We start from the raw sequence: 19,662 nt of genomic DNA on the forward strand, positions 1-19,662 counted from the left end.
CTGCCAGCACGACGAGCGCGCGAGGGACAGTGTGGGGTGGGGGCCGGGAACAACATCCGCTTTGATCACTTGGACGCGGGTGGGAGACTTGAATTCATGCCGCGCTTGTGGCGCTGGCTGTATCCGCTGTCTCCCGCCTGGAAACCTTTTTTGCAGGGTTCGTTCTTGTTTCTCTGCCGCACCGGGTTGCCAGCTGTCTGGTCACTTGGGGGCCAGACCCGCCGCACGCCGGGTGCGTTGCATCACCTTGTGGCTAGGCCTTCGGCTTCGCCGCCGCGTGTTCTACCGTGTGCTTGGCTGAGGAGCGCCGCAGGTGCGACGTAAACTCAGATAAATCAATCACTTACAGCGAAAACGTGGTGCAACGCATTATAAGGGCCAAAAACGGGCCAGCGGCAAATGCCCGCGAGGCCTCGCCCAAGCCCGCCGTGCACACGGTCGAGATCGACGAAGGCTCACAGGGGCAGCGGCTCGACAACTTCCTGGTCAAGCTGCTCAAGGGTGTGCCCAAGACCCATGTCTACCGGGTGATCCGTTCGGGCGAAGTGCGGGTCAACAAGGGCCGAGCTGCTGCCGATACGCGCCTGGAACTGGGCGACATGGTGCGCGTGCCGCCGGTGCGGGTGGCCGAGAAGACCTCGGCGCCGGCAGCGCCGGCCCGCGAATTCCCCGTCGTCTTCGAAGACGAACACCTGATCGCCATCAACAAGCCCGCCGGCGTGGCAGTGCATGGCGGCAGCGGCGTCAGTTCAGGGGTCATCGAGCAATTGCGCCAGGCCCGCCCCATGGCCAAGTTCCTGGAGCTGGTCCACCGGCTCGACAAGGAAACCTCTGGCCTGCTTTTGATCGCCAAGAAGCGCTCGGCGCTGGTGGCGCTGCAGGAACAGTTCCGCAGCCGCGAGACGGGCAAAACCTATTCGGCGCTGGTGATCGGTACCTGGCCTGCGAGCCGCAAGGTGATCGACGTGTCGCTGCACAAGTTCCTCACGGCCGAGGGCGAGCGCCGCGTTCGCACCGTGGATCAGGACAACGAAGACGGTCGCCGCTCGATCACGCTGGTGAAGGTCGCGCAGAAGTTCGCCAACTTCACGCTGCTCGACGTCACCATCAAGACCGGCCGCACCCACCAGATCCGCGTGCATCTGGCGCACGAAGGCCACCCCATCGCCGGTGACGAAAAATATGGCGACTTCGCCGCCAACAAGGCCTTGGCCAAAGGTGACGCCGCCAGCGGTCACCGCTTCGACCGCATGTTTCTCCACGCCCGACGCTTGCGCTTCGAGCACCCCGCCACAGGCGAGGGCATGGAATTTGAGGCACCCTTGCCACCCGAATGCGACGTCTTCATCGAGGCGCTCGCTTCCATCCGATCCGCATCATCATGACCCGACCCCGCCGCTTCGACCTCATCGCCTTCGACTGGGACGGAACACTGTTCGACTCCACCGCGCTCATCGCCCGCTGCATCCAGGCCGCCTGTGCCGACGTCGGCGTGCCGGTGCCGAGCGACAAGGACGCGAGTTACGTGATCGGCATGGGCCTGATCGAGGCCCTTCAACACGCCGCGCCCGGCTTGCCGCGCGAGCGCTATCCCGAACTCGGCGCACGCTACCGCCATCACTACTTCGCGCGCCAGCACGAGATCGTGCTGTTCGACGGCACCTTGCCGATGCTGAAGGCGCTCAAGGCACGCAACCACTGGCTGACGGTGGCCACGGGCAAATCTCGCAAGGGCCTGGACGAAGCGCTCAGCAGCGTCGAGCTGCATGGCGTGTTCGACGCCACGCGCACCGCCGACGAAACGGCCTCCAAGCCCCACCCGATGATGCTGCTGGAGCTGATGCGCGAGTTCGGCGTCGAGCCCGAGCGCACGCTGATGATCGGCGACACCACGCACGACCTGCAGCTCGCCATCAACGCCGGCGCGGCCAGCGTGGGCGTGAGCTACGGGGCCCACACGCCTGAGACCTTCGCCGCCTTCTCGCCGCTGCACATTGCGCATTCGGTGGGTGACCTCAGCGGCTGGCTGGCCCGCCATGCTTGAAGCCGCAACACTCCCGCCACCACAGCACCTGTGCGCCGCAGACCAGCTCACCGAGCGCGGCGCGGCCCTCGTCTTTGACGTGATGCACTACCGCGAGCCGGCGCGCGCCTTTGCGCTGCGCTTCGACGGCCAGATCGTCGCCTACCTGAACCGCTGCTTGCACGTGCCGACCGAGATGGATTGGCAGCCCGGTGAGTTTCTCGACAGCAGCAAGGAATTCATCATGTGCTCCATCCACGGCGCGGTGTACGAGCCCCAAACCGGGCGCTGCGCCGGTGGCCCCTGCGGTCGCGGCAAGCTCACCTCGATCCAGGTGATCGAGCGTGATGGGCAGGTGTATTGGTATCCTTCCCGCGACACCCAACCTGTGCTCTTCGAATGAACCCCCAAGACGATATTCCGCCGGCAGCCGAACCGGCTGCGGCAGCGCCAGCCGTGCCGGCTCCCGCTGTGCCGATTGCAGCCGCCGCGCCTGCCGCGCCAGGCTGGGACCAGACCATGGCCGCCTTCGCCAAGGACTACCTGGCCGACCGCCGCACCGAGCGTCGCTGGCGCGTTTTCTTCCGCCTGATGTGGATTGGCCTGTTCGCCGTGCTGTTCTGGGCCGCACTCAATGCGCGCAACCATGCGGCCGCGCCGAGTGGTCCGCACACCGCGCTGGTCGAGGTGCGTGGCGAGATCGCAGCCGATGGCGAAGCCAGCGCCGAGGTGCTGGTTGCCGCGCTGAAGGCCGCGTTCGAGGACGACGGTGCACAGGCTGTGGTGCTGCGCTTCAACTCACCCGGCGGCAGCCCGGTGCAAGCTGGCATCGTCAACGACGAGATCCGCCGTCTCAAGGCGCTCTACAAGAAGAAGGTCTACGCGGTGGTCGAGGAAGAGTGCGCCTCGGGGGCGTATTACATCGCCGTGGCGGCTGACGAGATCTACACCGACAAGGCCAGCATCGTCGGCTCGATCGGCGTGTTGATGGACAGCTTCGGCTTCACCGGCACCATGGAAAAGCTCGGCGTCGAGCGCCGCCTGATCACGGCCGGCGAGAACAAGGGCATCGGTGACCCGTTCTCTCCGCTGACCGACAAGCAACGCGCCTACACGCAGGCCACGCTCGACCAGATCCATCAGCAGTTCATCAAGGTCGTCAAAGAGGGCCGCGGCAAGCGTCTCAAGGTATCGGCCGACACTTTCTCAGGCCTGTTCTGGAACGGCGAAGAAGCCGTCAAGCTCGGCCTCGCCGATCACCTGGGCAACCTCGACTACGTAGCACGCGAAGTGGTGAAGGCCGAAGACATCATCGACTACACCCCGAAAGACAACGTGGCCGAGCGCCTCGCCAAGCGCTTCGGTGCGTCGATCGGCGCGGGCGCGGTGAAGGCCATGCGCAGCATGGGTTCGATCCGCTGAAGTTCAGCGCACGAATAGGCGACGAATCTCAGGGAACGAAGCGGTAGCCGATGCCCGTCTCGGTGACGAGGTGGCGCGGTTGTGACGGGTCCGTCTCGATCTTGCGCCGCAGGTGGCCCATGTAGACACGCAGGTAGTGCGTGTCTTCCAGGTGGTTCGCTCCCCACACGGCGCTGAGCACCTGGCGGTGCGTGAGCACGCAGTCTGGCCGAGCGGCCAGGTGCGTCAGCAACCGGTATTCGATGGGCGTTAGGTGCAGCGGCTCGCCTTGGCGCTCAACCGTGCGGCGCCCCAGGTCGATCTTCATGTCACCGAACTCCAGCGAGGTGCTGCCTGCGGTGGCACCCGCTGCGCGTCGGCGCAGGTGGGCGCGCACACGGGCCAGCAATTCACCGGCACCGAAAGGCTTCACCAGGTAGTCGTCGGCCCCCGCATCCAGTGCGGCGATCTTGTCTGCCTCGGTCGTCCGGGCCGACAGCACCAGCACCGGCACGTCCGACCAGGTGCGCAGGTCGCGGATCAGGTCGACGCCGTCGCCGTCGGGCAGGCCGAGGTCGAGGATCACGATGTCGGGATGGCGCGTGCCGGCTTCGATCAGCCCGCGCTGCACGCCGTCGGCTTCGTGCACCTCGAAGCCTTCTCTTGTGAGCGACAGGCGCACGAAGCGGCGAATCTCCGCTTCGTCTTCCACCACCAACACCTTGACGATCGGTTCACTCATGTCTCGACATTGTCCGCTTCGATGCGATCCAGGCTGGGTGGCGTGCCACGCGGCAGCTTGACGCTGAAGCGCGCGCCGCCGCCTGGCCGCGTCTCCCCGCGGATCGTGCCGCCGTGCGCTTGCACGATGGCGCGGCAGATCGCCAGGCCCAGGCCGACGCCGGGTGCGGCACTCTCCTTGCGGCCGCGTTCGAACATCTCGAAGATCGCTTCCTCGCGCCCCTTGGGCAGGCCCAGCCCATGGTCGTCAACACACAGCGTGACATGCGCGTCCGAGGCCCGCGCGCTGATCTCGATCGCGCTGCCGGCCGGCGTGTACTTCACCGCGTTCTCAAGCAGATTGCACAGCACGCGCTCGAGCAGCACGGCATCGACATCCAGCAGCGGCAAGTCCTCGGGCAGCGAGACGCGCACGCGGCTGAGGTCGAGCGAGCCGCTCATCGCCTTCAACGCGCTGCCCACCACTTCTTCGAGTGGCTGCCACTGGCGGTTGAGCTGCACTGGGCCGGCCTGCAGGCGCGCCATGTCGAGCAGGTTGTTGACCAGTGCGTTCATGCGAAGCGCAGCCTCGCGCATGCCGGTGACGATCTCGCCTTGCGCACCGGTCGGCGCCGGCTCCACCAGCGCCAGCGAATCGGCCATGCCCACGAGCGCCGCCAGCGGCGTGCGCAGGTCGTGCGAGATGGCGGCCAGCAGCGAGTTGCGCAGCCGCTCCGATTCCATCTGCAGCGTGGTGCTCTGCGCCACGTCCACATAGTGGATGCGCTCCAGCGAGATGGCGAGCAGCGACGCGCAGGTGTCGAGCAGGCGGCGCTGCTCGGGGCCGATCAGCCGGGCAGGATTTTTCGGTTCGATGGCCAGCACGCCGCGCACGCGCATCGGCGCCTTCAGCGGCAGGTACAGCACCTGCGAGCCGGGCAGGGTGTCGGTGCCGTGCCCGGCCGCTTGTGCGTGGGAATGAGCCCACTGCGCGACACCGAGGTCGATGTTGGTGGCTGGCTCGAAACCAGGCAACGACAGCGGCAAGGGCGGTGCGACACGGTCCTGCAAATCGGCCACCAGCAAGCCGGAGCGCGCCTCGAACTCCGACCGCAGGAAGCGCGCAGCGATCTCGGCCACCTGCTCCGGCATTAACGCACCGGACAGGTCGCGTGACATCGCATACAGCGCGCTGACACGCTCCTCCCGCTGCGTGGCCACACGCGCCTGGAACTTGAGCCCCGCGGTCATCTGGCCGATGAGCAGCGCGACCACCAGCATCACTGCAAAGGTCAGCAGGTACTGGGCGTTGCCCACGTTGAAGGTGAAGCGCGGGGGCACGTAGAAAAAGTCGAACGCCCCCACGCTCAGAAAGGCGGCCATCACCGCCGGCCCACGCCCGAAGCGCACGGCCACCAGCACCACCGCGAGCAGGAACACCATCACGATGTTGGCGAGCTCCAGCTTCGAGTGAAGCGGTGCGGTGAGCAGCGTGACGGCAGCACAGATCGCAGCGCTCCAGGCGTATGGCTGCCACGGCTGGGCCGGGTCGGTCTGCGATAGCGAACTTGAGGGCGGGACAGTCGCGCCGCGCTCGCGGGCTGGCAGCGCGATCTGAATGACGTCGAGGTCATTGCCTTGACGGCCGACCGCCTCGGCCAGCGTCGGCCGCCACGGCCGCGGCAGGCGCCCGGTGTCGCGGCCCAGCACCACACGCGACAGGTTGTGCTCGTGCGCGTACTTCACCACGGTGGCGGCCAGCGTTTGCCCGCTCAGCGAGGCCGTGGTGGCGCCTGCGTCTTGCGCGAGCTTGAGCAGGCGCAGCACGCGCTGGCGCGCTGCCTCCGGCAGGCGCTGCAGCTTCGGCGTCTCGACGTGCACGCAATGCCAGGGCACGTCGAGCTGGGTTGCCATGCGGGCAGTGGCGCGCACCAGCTTTTCAGACCGCTCGTCGGGGCCGATGCACAGCAGCAGCGCTTCGCGCGTCTGCCACACCGGCGGCGCGGCCATCGTGCGGCGGTACTGCAGCATCTCGTCGTCGACGCGGTCGGCAGTGCGGCGCAGCGCCAGCTCACGCAGCGCGATGAGGTTGCCCTTGCGGAAGAAGTTGCGCACCGCCGCGGCGGCCTGCTGTGGCAGGTAGACCTTGCCCTCCTTCAGGCGCTGCAGCAGCTCGTCGGGCGGCAGATCGACGATCACCACCTCGTCGGTCTCGTCGAACACGCGGTCGGGCACCGTTTCCGACACGCGGATGCCGGTGATCCCGCTCACCACATCGTTCAGGCTCTCGAGGTGCTGCACGTTCATGGCCGACCAGACGTCGATGCCGGCACCAAGCAGCTCTTCCACGTCTTGCCAGCGCTTGGGGTGGCGCGAGCCGGCCACGTTGGAGTGTGCGAGCTCGTCGACCAGCACGAGCTGCGGCCGGCGCGCGAGCGCCGCGTCGAGGTCGAACTCTTTCAGCGTGCGCTGACGGTAGGCCACCTCTTTCAGCGGCAGGCGCTGCAGGCCATCGACCAGGGCCTCGGTCTCGGCGCGGCCATGGGTCTCGACCAAGCCGATCACCACGTCGCCACCTTGCGCACGCAGCGCGCGTGCTGCGGAGAGCATCGCGTAGGTCTTGCCGACGCCGGCCGAGGCGCCGAAGAAGATCTTCAGCTTGCCGCGCTTCGCCTGCACCTCTTCCTGCTTCAGGCGTGCGAGCAGTTCATCGGGGTCGGGTCGGAGGTCCGTCACGTCGGCCACTACAACCAGCCCACCTTCCTGAAGCGCCAGTACATCACGCTGCAGGCCACGACGATGAGGCCCAGCGCCATCGGGTAGCCGTACGGCAGCTTCAGCTCCGGCATGCGCTCGAAGTTCATGCCCCAGATGCCGGCGAACGCGGTGGCCACCGCGAAGATGCCGGCCCAGGCCGCCAGACGCTTGGTGGTTTCGGACTCTTCGATGGTTACCATCGCCAGGTTCACCTGGATGGCAGTGCCGATGGTGTCGCGCAGTGTGTCGAGCGTGGCGTTGATGCGCAGCAGGTGGTCGTAGACGTCGCGAAAGTATTCGCGGCTACCTTCGCACACCGAGGGCACGCGGCCGCTCGAAAGCTTGCCGGTCGACTCCATCAGCGGCGTCACCGCGTGCTTGACGACCATGATGCGGCGCTTCAGGCCGTACAGGTGCTCGATGTTCAGGCGCGCGGCGCCGCGGTCGAAGATCTGGCCCTCGATGCCTTCGAGCTCGGTTTCCATCGCGTCGATGACGGGGAAGTAGCGGTCGACCACCGCGTCCATCAAGGCATAGAGCACGAAGCCGGCACCATGGCGCAGCAGGTGCGGCTCGCGTTCGGCGCGTTCGCGCACGCCTAGCAGGCTGTGCTGACTGCGGTTGCGCACCGAGAGCACGAAGTTGCGGCCGACGAACACGTTCAGCTCGCCGACGCACAGCTCGTCGATGGCGCTGAACTCCACCGAGTGCATCACCACGAACAGCGTGTCGCCGTACTCCTCGACCTTGGGGCGCTGGTGCCCGTGGCGTGCGTCTTCCACCGCCAGGTCGTGCAGGCCGAACTCCTGCTGCATGGTGGCCAGCTCGTCATCGCTCGCATCGCGCAGGGCCACCCACACGAAGCAGTCGGGCCGGCAGACGTGCTTGCTGATGTCGGCGACGCTGATGTCGGCGAGCTTCTTTCCTTCCTGGTAGGCAACGCAGTTGATCAGCATGGTGTTCTCTCCCGTTGGCTTCTGCGCCATTCTTGCGCCGATTTCAACTGCGCATGCTCAGGGCTTGCCAGCGGCATCGAGCGCGAGGTTGAGTGCCAGCACGTTGACGCGCGGCTCGCCCAGAAAGCCCAGCATGCGGCCTTCGGTGTGGCGCTCGACCAGTTTGCGCACGGCCTCGGGCGCCATGCCGCGCACGCGGGCCACACGAGCCGCCTGGTACTCGGCGGCAGCCACGCTGATGTGCGGGTCCAGCCCGCTGGCCGAGGTGGTGACGAGGTCGACCGGCACGAGCGCGGTGTTGCCCGAGTCGGCCGACTTGAGTGCGTCGACACGGCCTTTCACCGCGTCCACCAGCGCCGGGTTCAGCGGCCCGAGGTTCGAGCCGCCGGAGCCGGTGCCGTTGTAGGGCATCGGTGCGGTGCTCGATGGGCGGCCCCAGAAATACTTCGGGTCGGCGAAGTTCTGGCCGATGAGGCTGGAGCCGATGGGCTTGCCGTCTCTCACCACCAGGCTGCCGGCCGCCTGCGCAGGAAAGGCAAGCTGAGCTGCACCGGTGACGAGCAGCGGGTAGGCGACGCCGGTCACGGCAGTCAGCAGCACGAAGAGGCTCAAGGCCGGGCGAATCAGGTTTTTCATCTTCAGCTCCAGTTCAGACGAGGCCGGCGACGCCGAGAACCAGGTCGATCAGCTTGATGCCGATGAACGGCACGATCACGCCGCCGACGCCGTACACCGCAAGGTTTCGGCGCAGCAGCGTCGCGGCGCCGACGGGCCGGTACTTCACGCCCTTCAGCGCCAGCGGGATCAGGAAGATGATCACCAGCGCATTGAAGATCACCGCCGACAGGATGGCCGACGATGGGCTGCCCAGATGCATCACGTTCAGTGCGGCGAGTTGCGGGTAGGTGGTGACGAAGGCGGCCGGGATGATCGCGAAGTACTTCGCGATGTCGTTCGCGATGCTGAAGGTCGTGAGCGAGCCGCGCGTCATCAGCATCTGCTTGCCGGTCTCCACCACCTCGATCAGCTTGGTCGGGTTGCTGTCGAGGTCGACCATGTTGCCGGCCTCCTTGGCGGCCTGCGTGCCGGAGTTCATCGCCACGGCGACGTCGGCCTGCGCCAGCGCCGGCGCGTCGTTGGTGCCGTCGCCGGTCATCGCGACCAGCTTGCCTTCGGCCTGGTACTGGCGGATGAGTGCGAGCTTCTGCTCCGGCGTGGCCTCGGCAAGAAAGTCGTCGACACCGGCTTCGGCTGCGATGGCGGCGGCGGTGAGCCGGTTGTCGCCGGTCACCATCACCGTCTTGATGCCCATGCGGCGCAGTTCGGCAAAGCGCTCCTTGATGCCACCTTTGACGATGTCCTTCAGCTCGATGACGCCGAGCACCTTGGCCCCGTCGGCCACGACCAGCGGGGTGCTGCCGCGGCGCGACACGTCGTCCACCGCCGTGCTCAGTGCAGGCGGAAAAGCGCCGCCCAGGGCTTCGACATGCTTGCGGATCGCTTCGGCTGCGCCCTTGCGCACCTGGCGCGCGCCTTGGGTGGCCGGCAGGTCCACGCCGCTCATGCGCGTCTGCGCCGAGAAGTGAACGAACTGGCCGTTCAGCGCTTGCAGGTCGCGCTCGCGCAGATTGAACTTCTGCTTGGCCAGCACCACGATGCTGCGGCCCTCGGGCGTCTCGTCTGCCAGCGAGGCGAGTTGCGCCGCGTCGGCGAGTTCGCTCTCGCTCACGCCCGGTGCCGGAAGGAAGGTCGATGCCTGGCGATTGCCGAGTGTGATGGTGCCGGTCTTGTCGAGCAGCAGCACGTCCACATCGCCCGCGGTCTCGACGGCACGGCCTGAGGTCGCAATCACGTTGGCCTGCATCATGCGGCTCATGCCCGCTACGCCGATGGCCGAGAGCAGGCCCGCGATGGTGGTGGGGATCAGGCACACCAGCAGCGCGATCAGCACGGTCACGGTGATGGGCTGAGAGGCCACACCCGCTGCCTTGGCCATGTCCACGCTGAACAGCGAGAAGGGCAGCAAGGTCACCGTGACGACCAGGAACACGATGGTCAGCGCCACCAGCAGGATCGTCAGCGCGATCTCGTTCGGCGTCTTCTGGCGCTTGGCGTTCTCGACCATCGCGATCATCCGGTCGACGAAGGTCTCACCCGGGTTGGTGGTCACGCGCACGACGATCCAGTCCGACAGCACGCGGGTCCCACCGGTCACGGCCGAGAAGTCGCCGCCCGATTCGCGGATCACCGGGGCCGACTCACCGGTGATGGCGCTCTCGTCCACCGAGGCCACGCCTTCGGTCACCTCGCCGTCGGCCGGTACCACGTCGCCGGCGAGCACCAACACGATGTCGCCCTTGCGCAGGTTCTGCGACTCCATCGGGTGCCACTTGGCCCCATAGGCCGGGCCTTCCATCTTCTTGGCCCAGGTCTCCTTCTTCAGGCCGCGCAGCGAGGCCGCTTGCGCCTTGCTGCGGCCTTCGGCCATGGCCTCGGCGAAGTTAGCGAAGATCACCGTGAACCACAGCCACAGCGTGATGGCGAGGATGAACGCTGGCGGGGCTTCACCTTGGCCGCCGATGGCCTGGGCGGCGAGCAGCGTGGTGATGATGCTGCCGACGTAGACGACGAACATCACCGGGTTGCGCCATTGCACGCGCGGGTCGAGCTTCTTGAACGAGTCGACGATCGCCGGTTTCACCAGCTTGGGGTCGAACAGGGTGAAGGTGGTGCGCATGAGGGTCACTTCCTGAGAACGAGGTGTTCAACCACGGGGCCGAGCGCGAGCGACGGCACGTAGTTGAGCAAGCCGACGAGCAGCACCACGCCGATCAGCAGCACGACGAACAGCGCGCCGTGTGTGGGCATGGTTCCAGGGGTCACGGCAATGCGCTTCTTCGCGGCCAGCGAGCCGGCGATGGCCAGCACCGGCACGATCACGCCGAAGCGGCCGAACCACATCGCCACCGCCAGCAGCACGTTGTAGAACGGCGTGTTGGCCGACAGCCCCGCGAAGGCGCTGCCGTTGTTGTTGCCGGCCGAGGTGAGGGCGTACAGGATCTCCGAGAAGCCATGCGCGCCCGGGTTGGCGATGCCGGCACGGCCCGCCTCGCTCATCACCGCGATGGCGGTGCCCAGCAGCACCAGCAGCGGCGTCACGAGGATGGCGATCGAGCTCATCTTCATCTCGTGCGCCTCGATCTTCTTGCCCAGGTACTCGGGCGTGCGGCCGATCATCAAGCCCGCGATGAAGACTGCGAGGATGGCGAAGATCAGCATGCCGTACAGGCCCGTGCCGGTGCCGCCGAACACCACCTCGCCGAGCTGCATGTTGACCAGCGGCACCAGCCCGCCCAGCGGCGTGAAGGAGTCGTGCATCGCATTCACGGCGCCGCAGGATGCGTCGGTGGTGACGGTGGCGAAGAGGGCCGACGCGGCGATGCCGAAGCGCGCTTCCTTGCCTTCCATGTTGCCGCCCGGCTGCGCGGTGCTCACCGACTGGTCGACACCCAGCGAAACGAACTGCGGGTTGCCCTGTTGCTCGAAGTTCATCGCCGCGATGGCGCCGGCCACGAAGAGCACGAACATCGCGATCACCACCGTCCAGCCCTGGCGAGGGTCCTGCACCATTCGGCCGAAGGCGAAGCACAGGCCGGCCGGGATCAAAAAGATCAGCAGCATCTGCACGAAGTTGCTCAGCGCCGTCGGGTTCTCGAACGGGTGCGCTGAGTTGGCGTTGAAGAAGCCGCCGCCGTTGGTGCCAAGCATCTTGATGGCTTCTTGCGAGGCGACCGGGCCCATCGGCAGCGTCTGCGCCGCCGAGGTCTTGTCTTCCATCACTACTTGGCCCTGGTCGTTCTTCAGCGCCTGGCCGTCGGCACCGAGCTTGGGCACCTGGTAGTGCGTGGCTTCGATGGTCGTCACATCCTTGTTGGTGTCGAAGTTCTGCACCACGCCTTGCTGCACGAAGAACAGCGCCGACACGAACGCGATCGGCAGCAGGATCCACAGCGTGACGCGCGTCAGGTCGACCCATGCATTGCCGATGCCTTGCGCCGAGTGGCGCGCAAAGCCGCGGATCAGCGCGATCACGACGGCGATGCCGGTGGCGGCGGACAGAAAGTTCTGCACCGCCAGGCCCAGCATCTGGGTCAGGGTGCTCATGGTCTGTTCGCCGCTGTAACCCTGCCAGTCGGTGTTGCTGATGAAGGCCACGGCGGTGTTGAGCGCCGAGTCGGGCGACACATTGCCGAAGGCCTGCGGGTTGAGCGGCAGCCACAGCTGCAGGCGCTGCAGCGCATAGAGCGCGAACACGCCCAGCAGGTTGAACAGCAAGATGGCCAGCGCGTACTGCAGCCAGCCCATCTCGACTTCCGGCTTGATGCCGCACAGGCGGAACAGTGGCTGTTCGATGCGGCTTGCGAAGCGCAACTGGCCGGTCATCACATGGGCGATGTAGCGGCCCATTGGCAACGCCAGCAACAGCAGCACCACGCTGAACGCTGCGAGGAGAGCCCAAGCGTGGCCGCTCACGAGAAGTCCTCCGGCCGCAACAAGGCAGCCACGAGGTAGACCAGCAGCGCAATCGACACGACGCTGCCCAGCACGTAGAGCCAGCTCATGGCTTGGGCCCTCCGAGCCGGGCGCAGCCCTTGGTCATGGCGGCCAGGATCAGCCAGAACGCGGCGACCAGCGCCAGATACGCGATGTCCATCGACAACCTCCATCACAAGATGAAGGAATCGTAGGAATCAGCGCATCAAGATGTCGTCAAAGTTGTGGGGCGCCGTATAAAAACGGTATCAACGAGCCTCGCTGATCGCCGCCGTTCAACCTTCGACACGCTCCAGCGCCAGCAATTCATCCACCGTCTGCCGGCGCCGGATCAGGCGCGCCGTGTCGCCATCCACCAGCACCTCGGCGATGTAAGGCCGCGAGTTGTAGTTGGACGACATCGACGCCCCATAAGCCCCGGTGTCGTGGAACACGATCAGGTCATCCACCTGGGCCCGCGGCAGGTCACGCGTCAGCACCACACCGCCTTCGCCCTGCGTGAACACGTCGCCCGACTCGCACAGCGGGCCGGCCACCACGGTAGGCTGCACCGGGCGCGGCGTGTCATCTGCAGGCAGCAGCTCGATGCCGTGGTAGCTGCCGTACATCGACGGCCGCATCAGCTCGTTGAAGCCGGCGTCGACCAGCACGAAATGGTTGCCGCCCATCTGCTTGGTGGCACGCACCTCGGCCACCAGCACGCCCGATTCGGCGACGAGGTAGCGGCCGGGTTCGATCTCGAGGTGCAGCTTGTGGCCGCGCTGCTGCTCGATCTGCCGGCGGGCGGCGTCCCACAGGCTGAAGTAGTGCGCGGTGTCGATGGTGGGTTCGCCGGCGCGGTAGGGGATCGACAGCCCGCCGCCGGCCGAGATGGCCTCGATGGGCACGTCCACCCGGCCGACCATCTCGACCATCGCGCTGCACACCTGCTCCAGGTGCGAGTAGTCGACGCCCGAGCCGATGTGCATGTGCAGGCCGACGAGCTTCAAGCCATGCTGGCGGATCACCGCCAGCGCAGCCGGCAGGTCGGTGTGCCAGATGCCGTGCTTGCTGTGCTCGCCGCCGGTGTTGGTCTTGTTGCTGTGGCCGTGGCCGAAGCCGGGGTTGATGCGCAGCCACACGCGGTGGCCGGGTGACAGCGCGCCGAGCTGATACAGCATGTCGATCGAGCCGGCGTTGACGTCGATCTTCTCGGCCACCACTTTGGCGAGCGTGGCGTGGTCGAACAGGTCGGCGGTGAAGACGATGCCCGGCGCGGTGTAGCCCGCGGCCAGCGCGCGCTCGATCTCGCCCAGTGACACCGCGTCGACCCGCACGCCTTCTTGCCGCATCAGCCGCAGGATGTGCGTGTTCGAGTTGGCCTTCTGTGCGAAGCGCACGGTGTCGAACGCGCGCAGCGCGTTGATGCGCTCGCGGATGGTGGCAGCGTCGTAGGCCCAGACGGGGGTGCCATGGGTTTGCGCGATGGCGCGCAGCGTGGAGGGGCTGAATGGGTTCATGGCCTGCATGGTGCCGTGGGCGAGGCATTCTGAAAATTACTTGTTTGTCGGCCATCTATTCATTCTTGATATGCTGGATCGATGAAGATCACGCATCGCCAGGTCGAGGTGTTCCGCGCGGTGATGAACACCGGCAACGTCACCCAGGCGGCCCTCGCGCTGCACAGCTCGCAGCCCACCGTGAGCCGCGAGCTCGCGCGGCTTGAGCAGCTCCTGCAGATCAACCTGTTCGACCGCGTGCGGGGCCGGCTGCGCCCCACGGCGCAGGCGCTGGCGCTGCTCGAAGAGGTGCAGCGCTCCTACCTGGGGCTCGACCGCATCGCCTCGGCCGCCAAGTCATTGCGCGAGTTCACCCAGGGCCGCCTTGCCATTTCCTGCCTGCCGGCGCTGGCGCACGGCCTGCTGCCGCAGGCCACACAGCTGTTTGCGGCCGCCCATCCGCAGGTGGGCATCAGCATCACGCCGCAGGAGTCGCCGCTGCTCGAAGAGTGGCTCACCGAGCAGCGCTTCGATCTGGGGCTGTGCGAGCGCATCCACGCCCCGGCGGCCACAGCGCTTACCCCGCTGCTGCAGGCCGACGAGGTGTGCGTGCTGCCCGACGGCCACCCGCTGCTGGCCAAACGCGTGCTCAAACCGAAGGATTTCGCCGACCTGCCGTTCGTGAGCTTCGCACCGGCCGACCCGTATCGCTTGCTGGTGGACGAGATGTTCGAGCAGCAGGGCGTGCGCCGCCGGCTGGCGCTCGAGACGGCCAGCGCCGCCTCGGTGTGCGCCCTGGTGCGGCAGGGCCTGGGCGTGGCGATCGTCAACCCGCTGACGGCGATGGAGCTCGCCGGCGCCGGCCTGCAGGTGCGGCCGCTGTCGGTGTCCATCCCGTTCGCGGTGACCCTGGTGGTGCCGCAGCTGCGCCCGGCCAGCCCGCTGCGCGAGGCGTTCGTGAGGTGCCTGAAACAGGCGGCAAGCACGCTGCAGGCCAGTCTTCGGGATCTGTCCCGGCGGCCGCGCTGACCGCCCGAAATTGCATCAACCTGTAGACTTTCCGGGAATAAGTCACGAATCAGGCGGGTCGGACTAGTATCCGACCCATGCGCGACTTCGACTCGACTCTCTGGCGGATCAGCGCTTTCGAACGCGCACGGCAGGCGGGCGAGGACTCGCCCGGCCTCAACTTCGACCGGCCCACGCTGCTGCCGACCACGCTGCTGGCCGACCTGCAGCGCCTGGAAGCGAACCCTGCCGCCAACGACGTGGTCGAGGTCGTCGCCGCCTGCATCCGCAACCGCGAGGCCGCGCTGCTCTATCTGGCGCACGGGCCTTACGTCTGGCCGGTCACGCTGTTCCCGCGGCAAGAGATCTACCACTCGCCGGTCGACGTGACTGACATCGCCGCCGAAACCTCGCTTTCAAAGCTGACGCTGATCAGCGCCGAACCGCCCGGCATCATGCCGCCTGGCCACTCGCGCCATGAGCTGGTGGCCGCGGCCGACAAATACCGCCCGATCGCGAAGCTGCTGTGGGCCGTCGCGCTCAACGGCCCACGCGACTACGTGCTGAACGAGATCGGTGGCAAGGCGGCCTACCGCTTGTCCGGCCGCATCGAAGACCTGCCCGGCGCGCTGGGCGCTTTGCAACCTGCCGCCGTTCGCCTGCGCCAGGATTCGGCCTCGCTGCGAGACATCGCTGCCTGGCCCGGCATGAGCCCGCAGCGCGCTGCCCGGCTGCTGAATGCGCTGTACCTCACCGGCAGCTTGATGGTCACGCGCAGCCACCCCGCCGCGCGCGACGAGCCGGCCGGCTGGCGCGGGCTCTTCGGCCGGCGCAAGTAAGGCAAGTCCCTAACGCCGAGAGCGGTGCCGGGGAAGGCAGCCGCTCCGCCAATCTTGCGGCCCTGTCGCTCCCAGGTGCAGTCTGTCGCACGCTGCTGGTGCGCAGCGATGCAATCGCTAACCTGATGGCTCTCAACCTTCAGGAGATGCGACATGAGCATGAGCGACGAACTGGCCCGCCTCGGCCAACTGCACAGCCAAGGTGTGCTGTCCGACGATGAATTCGCCCGCGCCAAGGCGCGCGTGCTGAACGGGGTGGCGTCGGCCCGACCCGAAGCCCCGGCCGTCGCCGCCGTGAACGCAATGCGCCGCAGCCGTGACGAGCGCTGGCTCGGCGGCGTGTGCAGCGGCATCGGCAAGATCACCGGCATGGCCACCTGGATCTGGCGCCTCATCTTCACCTTGCTGGCGGTGTGCGGCGGAACCGGCGTGCTCTTCTATGTGCTGATGTGGATCTTCGTGCCCCTGGACGAGCCTGGCTTCCACCGGACCTCGGGCGGACAGCCCGTCGCGTAGCGCGCTTGGTGTGCTTGGTGCATCGCGCGGGCCGTTGCGTGAGGTACAAACGCAGTTCTTCCGGCGCCGACCCGGGCGCCGCACATCACTCACGAGGTGTCCATGATCCGTTCTCTCTTGTCGGTGCTGCTACTGGCCAGCACCGTGGCCTGCAGCGTTGCGCCGCAGAACCCGTCCAAGCCGGCGGCCGACGTGCCCCTGATCGAGCGCGCCAAGTTCTTCGGCAACCCCACCAAGACGGGCGGCCGCATCAGCCCCGACGGGAAGTGGCTCTCGTGGATCGCGCCGCGTGATGGCGTGCTCAACGTGTGGGTCGCGCCGGTGAACGACGTGAGCCAGGCCCGCGCGGTCACGGCGGAGAAGCTGCGCCCGATCCGCACCACCTTCTGGTCGCCCGACTCGAAGTCCGTGCTCTTCATCAACGACAAGGGCGGCGACGAGAACTTTTTGCTCTACGGTGTCGACGTGGCGAGCGGCGCACAGCGCAACTTCACGCCCTTCGAGAAAACCCGTGTGCAGGTGATCAACATCAGCCGCAAGGTGAAGGACCGCATCCTCGTCGGCATCAACAACCGCGACCCGCGCTGGCACGACGTCTACAGCCTCGACCTCGCCACCGCCAAGCTCACGCTGGTGCAGCAGAACGACGGCTACGGCGGCTTCATCAGCGACGAAGACCTCAACCTGCGCATCGCCGAGAAGTCGCGCGATGACGGCGGCACCGACTACTACCGCATGACCGGCGGCAAGGTTGAAGCCAAACCCATGGCCGAGGTGGGCCTCGAAGACTCGCAGACCACCAACCCGCTCGGCTTCACAGCCGACGGCAAGACGCTCTACTGGACCGAATCTCGCGGCCGCGACACGGCCGCGCTGGTCGCGCAAGACGTGGCCTCGGGCCAGACGCGCATCGTCGCGCAAGACCCGCGCGCCGACATCGGCGATGCGGTCTACGACCCGAAGACAGGCGTGGCGACCGCCTATTTGCTCTCGTACCTGAAGAACGAATACGTGGCGCTCGACCCAGCGATGAAGGCTGACGTCGACTTCCTGAAGGGCAAGACGACAGGCCAGTTCAGCATCACCTCGCGCACCGATGCCGACGACAAGTGGATCGTGGCCATCGACCCGGTGACCGCAGCCGTGTCCACCTGGCTCTACGAGCGCCAGGGCCAGCGCCTGACGCAGCTCTTCGTGAGCCGGCCCGAACTCGAAGGGGCGCCGCTCGTGCAGATGTACCCGCATGAGATCAAGGCCCGCGACGGGCTGACGCTGGTGTCCTACCTCACGCTGCCCAAGGCCGCCGATGCCAACGGCGACGGCAAGGCCGACAAGCCGGTGCCGATGGTGCTCTTCGTGCACGGCGGCCCGTGGGCGCGCGACGACTACGGCTACAACGGCTATCACCAGTGGATGGCCAACCGCGGCTATGCGGTGCTGTCGGTCAACTACCGCGGCTCCACCGGCTTCGGCAAGAAGTTCACCTCGGCGGGCGACATGCAATGGGGCCGCAAGATGCACGACGACCTGCTTGACGCCGTCGACTGGGCCGTGAAGAACGGCGTGACCACGCGCGACAAGGTCGCGATCATGGGCGGCTCGTACGGCGGCTACGCCACGCTGGCCGGCATGGCCTTTACGCCGACCGCCTTCGCCTGCGGCGTCGACATCGTCGGGCCGTCGAACCTCTTCACGCTGCTGAAGACCATCCCGCCGTACTGGGAGGCCTTCAAGCAGCAGATGTACAAACGCATGGGCGACCCGAACACCGAAGCCGGCCAGGCCGTGCTGAAGGAGCGCTCGCCGCTCTACTCGGCCGACAAGATCGTGCGCCCGCTGCTCATCGGGCAGGGCGCCAACGACCCGCGCGTCAACGTCGCCGAGTCCGACCAGATCGTCGCCGCCATGGCCGCCAAGAACATCCCCGTGACCTACGTGCTCTTCCCCGACGAAGGCCACGGCTTCGCTAGGCCGGTCAACAACATCGCGTTCAACGCGGTGTCGGAGAACTTCCTCGCGCAGTGCCTGGGCGGCCGGGCCGAGCCCATCGGCGAGACACTGAAGGCCTCGACGGCGCAGATCAAACATGGCGCGGAGTTCGCGCCTGGGTTGAAGGCGGCGATTGAGGCGAAGTGAATGAAGGAGCTGCCGTCATGTCAGCATCCACGGTCGTCTTCGTATGCCTGTACTGCAAAGTCACTTTTGCGCCTGATGAAGGTGGGCACTGCGGAAGATGCGGTGGCTTGTTCTGCTTAAGTCACTTGGCCCTTGGCAAAGAGAAGCAGATTCCGGGGCGGTCAGACATGAGGTGCTCTGGATGCCGGCTGGCAGACACAGGAGCCCCGCAAACATCACGGGGCTGTGATGCCGCCTAGAGTGAAATTGGAGGCTCCATGAACATTCAAAGATGTGTCGCTATCCTCGTGTTCACCGCCGCTCTTTCGACGACAAGCGCCATGGCAGCATCTCCTTGTGAAGCATCGGCGCATCGAGCGTTCGATTTTTGGCTGGGTGAATGGCAAGTTCACACACCGGACGGCAAGCTCGCTGGAGTCAATCGCATTTCGAGCGAGTACAACGGGTGTGTTCTTCATGAGCGCTATGACACGAACCGCGGCTACAGCGGCGAGAGCCTGAATACATACGATGCAGGACGAAAAGTCTGGCATCAGACTTGGGTCGATACGTCGGGCACATTGCTGGTACTGGAAGGTGGCCTGCGTGGTGGGAGCATGGTGCTCGAGGGGCAAACCACCGCAACCGATGCGCAGGTCACGAAGCATCGCATCACATGGACACCCAATGCCAATGGAAGCGTGAGGCAGTTGTGGGAGTCCACCGATGCAAAGGGCCAGTGGAGTGTTGCCTTCGACGGCATGTACACGCGCAAGTAACCTATCTCATCTCAAACGTTGAACCGCAGCAGAGGTATCCGCATGCAGACTTCTGGACCGCCGACCCTCTACGAATGGCTGGGGGGAATCGATGCCTTGAATCGCCTGACGACGCGCTTCTACGAGCATGTGAATCAAGATGAACTGCTGATGCCGGTCTTTGCCCACATGGGAGCAGATCATCCCGGGCATGTGGCGGCCTTTCTGGCCGAGGTTCTGGGCGGCCCCGCGGACTACTCCGCGCGCCATGGTGGGCATCCACGCATGATTCAGCAGCATCTGAATCGTCACCTCACTCAACACAAGCGGCGTCGATGGGTCGAGCTGCTTCTTGCAACGGCTGATGAGCTGGGGCTTCCGGATGACCCGGAGTTTCGTTCAGCGCTCGTGGGCTATCTGGAGTGGGGATCGAGGCTTGCTGTCATCAACTCGCAGCCGGGCGCGACCGTTGATCAACATGCACCCATGCCGAAATGGGGCTGGGGTGAAGTGAAGGGCCCGTACCAGGGGTGAGCT

18 protein-coding genes are annotated in these 19,662 nt (G+C 66.3%); 10 read left to right on the plus strand and 8 right to left on the minus strand.

Features of this window, described 5'->3' with window-relative positions:
- Positions 1-359 precede the first annotated feature (359 nt).
- The 4 genes from AC1DYS_RS06780 to AC1DYS_RS06795 are packed head-to-tail and all read left to right on the plus strand — an operon-like array spanning position 360 to position 3,445.
- Complete coding sequence (locus tag AC1DYS_RS06780; protein ID WP_477899576.1) at positions 360-1,385, plus strand: RluA family pseudouridine synthase; 1,026 nt, start codon at positions 360-362, stop codon at positions 1,383-1,385.
- Positions 1,382-2,044 (plus strand): HAD family hydrolase, encoded by a 663-nt coding sequence (locus tag AC1DYS_RS06785; protein ID WP_477897371.1) that lies wholly within the window; start codon positions 1,382-1,384, stop codon positions 2,042-2,044. Before AC1DYS_RS06780 ends, AC1DYS_RS06785 begins: the two co-directional genes overlap by 4 nt.
- Positions 2,037-2,426, plus strand: a complete 390-nt coding sequence (locus tag AC1DYS_RS06790) for a Rieske (2Fe-2S) protein (RefSeq protein WP_477897373.1) — start codon at positions 2,037-2,039, stop codon at positions 2,424-2,426. Before AC1DYS_RS06785 ends, AC1DYS_RS06790 begins: the two co-directional genes overlap by 8 nt.
- Positions 2,423-3,445, plus strand: coding sequence for a S49 family peptidase (locus AC1DYS_RS06795; RefSeq protein ID WP_477897375.1), 1,023 nt, complete (start codon positions 2,423-2,425; stop codon positions 3,443-3,445). Before AC1DYS_RS06790 ends, AC1DYS_RS06795 begins: the two co-directional genes overlap by 4 nt.
- Before the next feature lie 28 nt (positions 3,446-3,473).
- On the opposite strand, the gene kdpE is transcribed toward AC1DYS_RS06795, so the two are convergent.
- The 8 genes from kdpE to lysA form a co-directional block, all read right to left on the minus strand.
- Complete coding sequence (gene kdpE / locus AC1DYS_RS06800) at positions 3,474-4,166, minus strand: two-component system response regulator KdpE (RefSeq protein ID WP_477897377.1); 693 nt, start codon at positions 4,164-4,166, stop codon at positions 3,474-3,476.
- A complete protein-coding gene (kdpD, locus tag AC1DYS_RS06805; protein WP_477897379.1) occupies positions 4,163-6,880 on the minus strand; it encodes a two-component system sensor histidine kinase KdpD in 2,718 nt (905 codons plus the stop codon). Before kdpD ends, kdpE begins: the two co-directional genes overlap by 4 nt.
- A gap of 8 nt (positions 6,881-6,888) precedes the next feature.
- Entirely contained in the window at positions 6,889-7,857 is a 969-nt protein-coding gene (locus tag AC1DYS_RS06810; protein ID WP_477897381.1) for a magnesium and cobalt transport protein CorA, read from the minus strand.
- 57 nt (positions 7,858-7,914) lie between these two features.
- On the minus strand, positions 7,915-8,493 hold the full coding sequence (gene kdpC, locus AC1DYS_RS06815) for a potassium-transporting ATPase subunit KdpC (RefSeq protein ID WP_477897383.1): 579 nt from the start codon (positions 8,491-8,493) through the stop codon (positions 7,915-7,917).
- Between the two features lie 13 nt (positions 8,494-8,506).
- Positions 8,507-10,594: a potassium-transporting ATPase subunit KdpB gene (gene kdpB / locus AC1DYS_RS06820; RefSeq protein WP_477897385.1), complete on the minus strand. Its 2,088-nt coding sequence runs from the start codon at positions 10,592-10,594 to the stop codon at positions 8,507-8,509.
- A 5-nt stretch (positions 10,595-10,599) separates the two neighbouring features.
- A complete protein-coding gene (gene kdpA / locus AC1DYS_RS06825) occupies positions 10,600-12,390 on the minus strand; it encodes a potassium-transporting ATPase subunit KdpA (RefSeq protein WP_477897387.1) in 1,791 nt (596 codons plus the stop codon).
- A complete protein-coding gene (gene kdpF / locus AC1DYS_RS06830; protein ID WP_477897389.1) occupies positions 12,387-12,479 on the minus strand; it encodes a K(+)-transporting ATPase subunit F in 93 nt (30 codons plus the stop codon). Before kdpF ends, kdpA begins: the two co-directional genes overlap by 4 nt.
- Positions 12,480-12,686: 207 nt before the next feature.
- The gene (gene lysA, locus AC1DYS_RS06835; protein WP_477897391.1) at positions 12,687-13,910 is read right to left on the minus strand and encodes a diaminopimelate decarboxylase; all 1,224 of its coding nucleotides are present in this window, start codon (positions 13,908-13,910) and stop codon (positions 12,687-12,689) included.
- An 81-nt stretch (positions 13,911-13,991) separates the two neighbouring features.
- On the opposite strand from lysA, the gene AC1DYS_RS06840 reads away from it, so the two are divergent.
- From AC1DYS_RS06840 to AC1DYS_RS06865, 6 genes are all read left to right on the plus strand, one after another.
- A complete protein-coding gene (locus AC1DYS_RS06840; RefSeq protein WP_477897393.1) occupies positions 13,992-14,918 on the plus strand; it encodes a LysR family transcriptional regulator in 927 nt (308 codons plus the stop codon).
- 77 nt (positions 14,919-14,995) lie between these two features.
- Entirely contained in the window at positions 14,996-15,736 is a 741-nt protein-coding gene (locus AC1DYS_RS06845; protein ID WP_477897394.1) for a hypothetical protein, read from the plus strand.
- Positions 15,737-15,889: 153 nt separating this feature from the next.
- Complete coding sequence (locus AC1DYS_RS06850) at positions 15,890-16,252, plus strand: PspC domain-containing protein (protein ID WP_477897396.1); 363 nt, start codon at positions 15,890-15,892, stop codon at positions 16,250-16,252.
- Between the two features lie 102 nt (positions 16,253-16,354).
- A complete protein-coding gene (locus tag AC1DYS_RS06855; protein ID WP_477897398.1) occupies positions 16,355-18,388 on the plus strand; it encodes a S9 family peptidase in 2,034 nt (677 codons plus the stop codon).
- A 257-nt stretch (positions 18,389-18,645) separates the two neighbouring features.
- Entirely contained in the window at positions 18,646-19,146 is a 501-nt protein-coding gene (locus AC1DYS_RS06860; RefSeq protein WP_477897400.1) for a hypothetical protein, read from the plus strand.
- A 42-nt stretch (positions 19,147-19,188) separates the two neighbouring features.
- Positions 19,189-19,659 carry a group II truncated hemoglobin gene (locus AC1DYS_RS06865; RefSeq protein ID WP_477897402.1) on the plus strand — a complete coding sequence of 157 codons (471 nt, stop codon included), beginning with the start codon at positions 19,189-19,191 and terminating at the stop codon, positions 19,657-19,659.
- Positions 19,660-19,662 lie beyond the last annotated feature (3 nt).

The sequence above is a fragment of the Rhizobacter sp. P2_G4 genome (assembly GCF_056403575.1).

Bases quoted from the DNA above. Each gene is read 5' to 3' on its own strand.
- AC1DYS_RS06785 (WP_477897371.1), top strand. From the start codon at position 1,382: ATGACCCGACCCCGCCGCTTCGACCTCATCGCCTTCGACTGGGACGGA.
- AC1DYS_RS06790 (WP_477897373.1), top strand. From the start codon at position 2,037: ATGCTTGAAGCCGCAACACTCCCGCCACCACAGCACCTGTGCGCCGCA.
- AC1DYS_RS06795 (WP_477897375.1), top strand. From the start codon at position 2,423: ATGAACCCCCAAGACGATATTCCGCCGGCAGCCGAACCGGCTGCGGCA.
- kdpE (WP_477897377.1), bottom strand. From the start codon at position 4,166: ATGAGTGAACCGATCGTCAAGGTGTTGGTGGTGGAAGACGAAGCGGAG.
- AC1DYS_RS06810 (WP_477897381.1), bottom strand. From the start codon at position 7,857: ATGCTGATCAACTGCGTTGCCTACCAGGAAGGAAAGAAGCTCGCCGAC.
- kdpC (WP_477897383.1), bottom strand. From the start codon at position 8,493: ATGAAAAACCTGATTCGCCCGGCCTTGAGCCTCTTCGTGCTGCTGACT.
- kdpB (WP_477897385.1), bottom strand. From the start codon at position 10,594: ATGCGCACCACCTTCACCCTGTTCGACCCCAAGCTGGTGAAACCGGCG.
- kdpF (WP_477897389.1), bottom strand. From the start codon at position 12,479: ATGAGCTGGCTCTACGTGCTGGGCAGCGTCGTGTCGATTGCGCTGCTG.
- lysA (WP_477897391.1), bottom strand. From the start codon at position 13,910: ATGAACCCATTCAGCCCCTCCACGCTGCGCGCCATCGCGCAAACCCAT.
- AC1DYS_RS06840 (WP_477897393.1), top strand. From the start codon at position 13,992: ATGAAGATCACGCATCGCCAGGTCGAGGTGTTCCGCGCGGTGATGAAC.
- AC1DYS_RS06845 (WP_477897394.1), top strand. From the start codon at position 14,996: ATGCGCGACTTCGACTCGACTCTCTGGCGGATCAGCGCTTTCGAACGC.
- AC1DYS_RS06850 (WP_477897396.1), top strand. From the start codon at position 15,890: ATGAGCATGAGCGACGAACTGGCCCGCCTCGGCCAACTGCACAGCCAA.
- AC1DYS_RS06855 (WP_477897398.1), top strand. From the start codon at position 16,355: ATGATCCGTTCTCTCTTGTCGGTGCTGCTACTGGCCAGCACCGTGGCC.
- AC1DYS_RS06860 (WP_477897400.1), top strand. From the start codon at position 18,646: ATGAACATTCAAAGATGTGTCGCTATCCTCGTGTTCACCGCCGCTCTT.
- AC1DYS_RS06865 (WP_477897402.1), top strand. From the start codon at position 19,189: ATGCAGACTTCTGGACCGCCGACCCTCTACGAATGGCTGGGGGGAATC.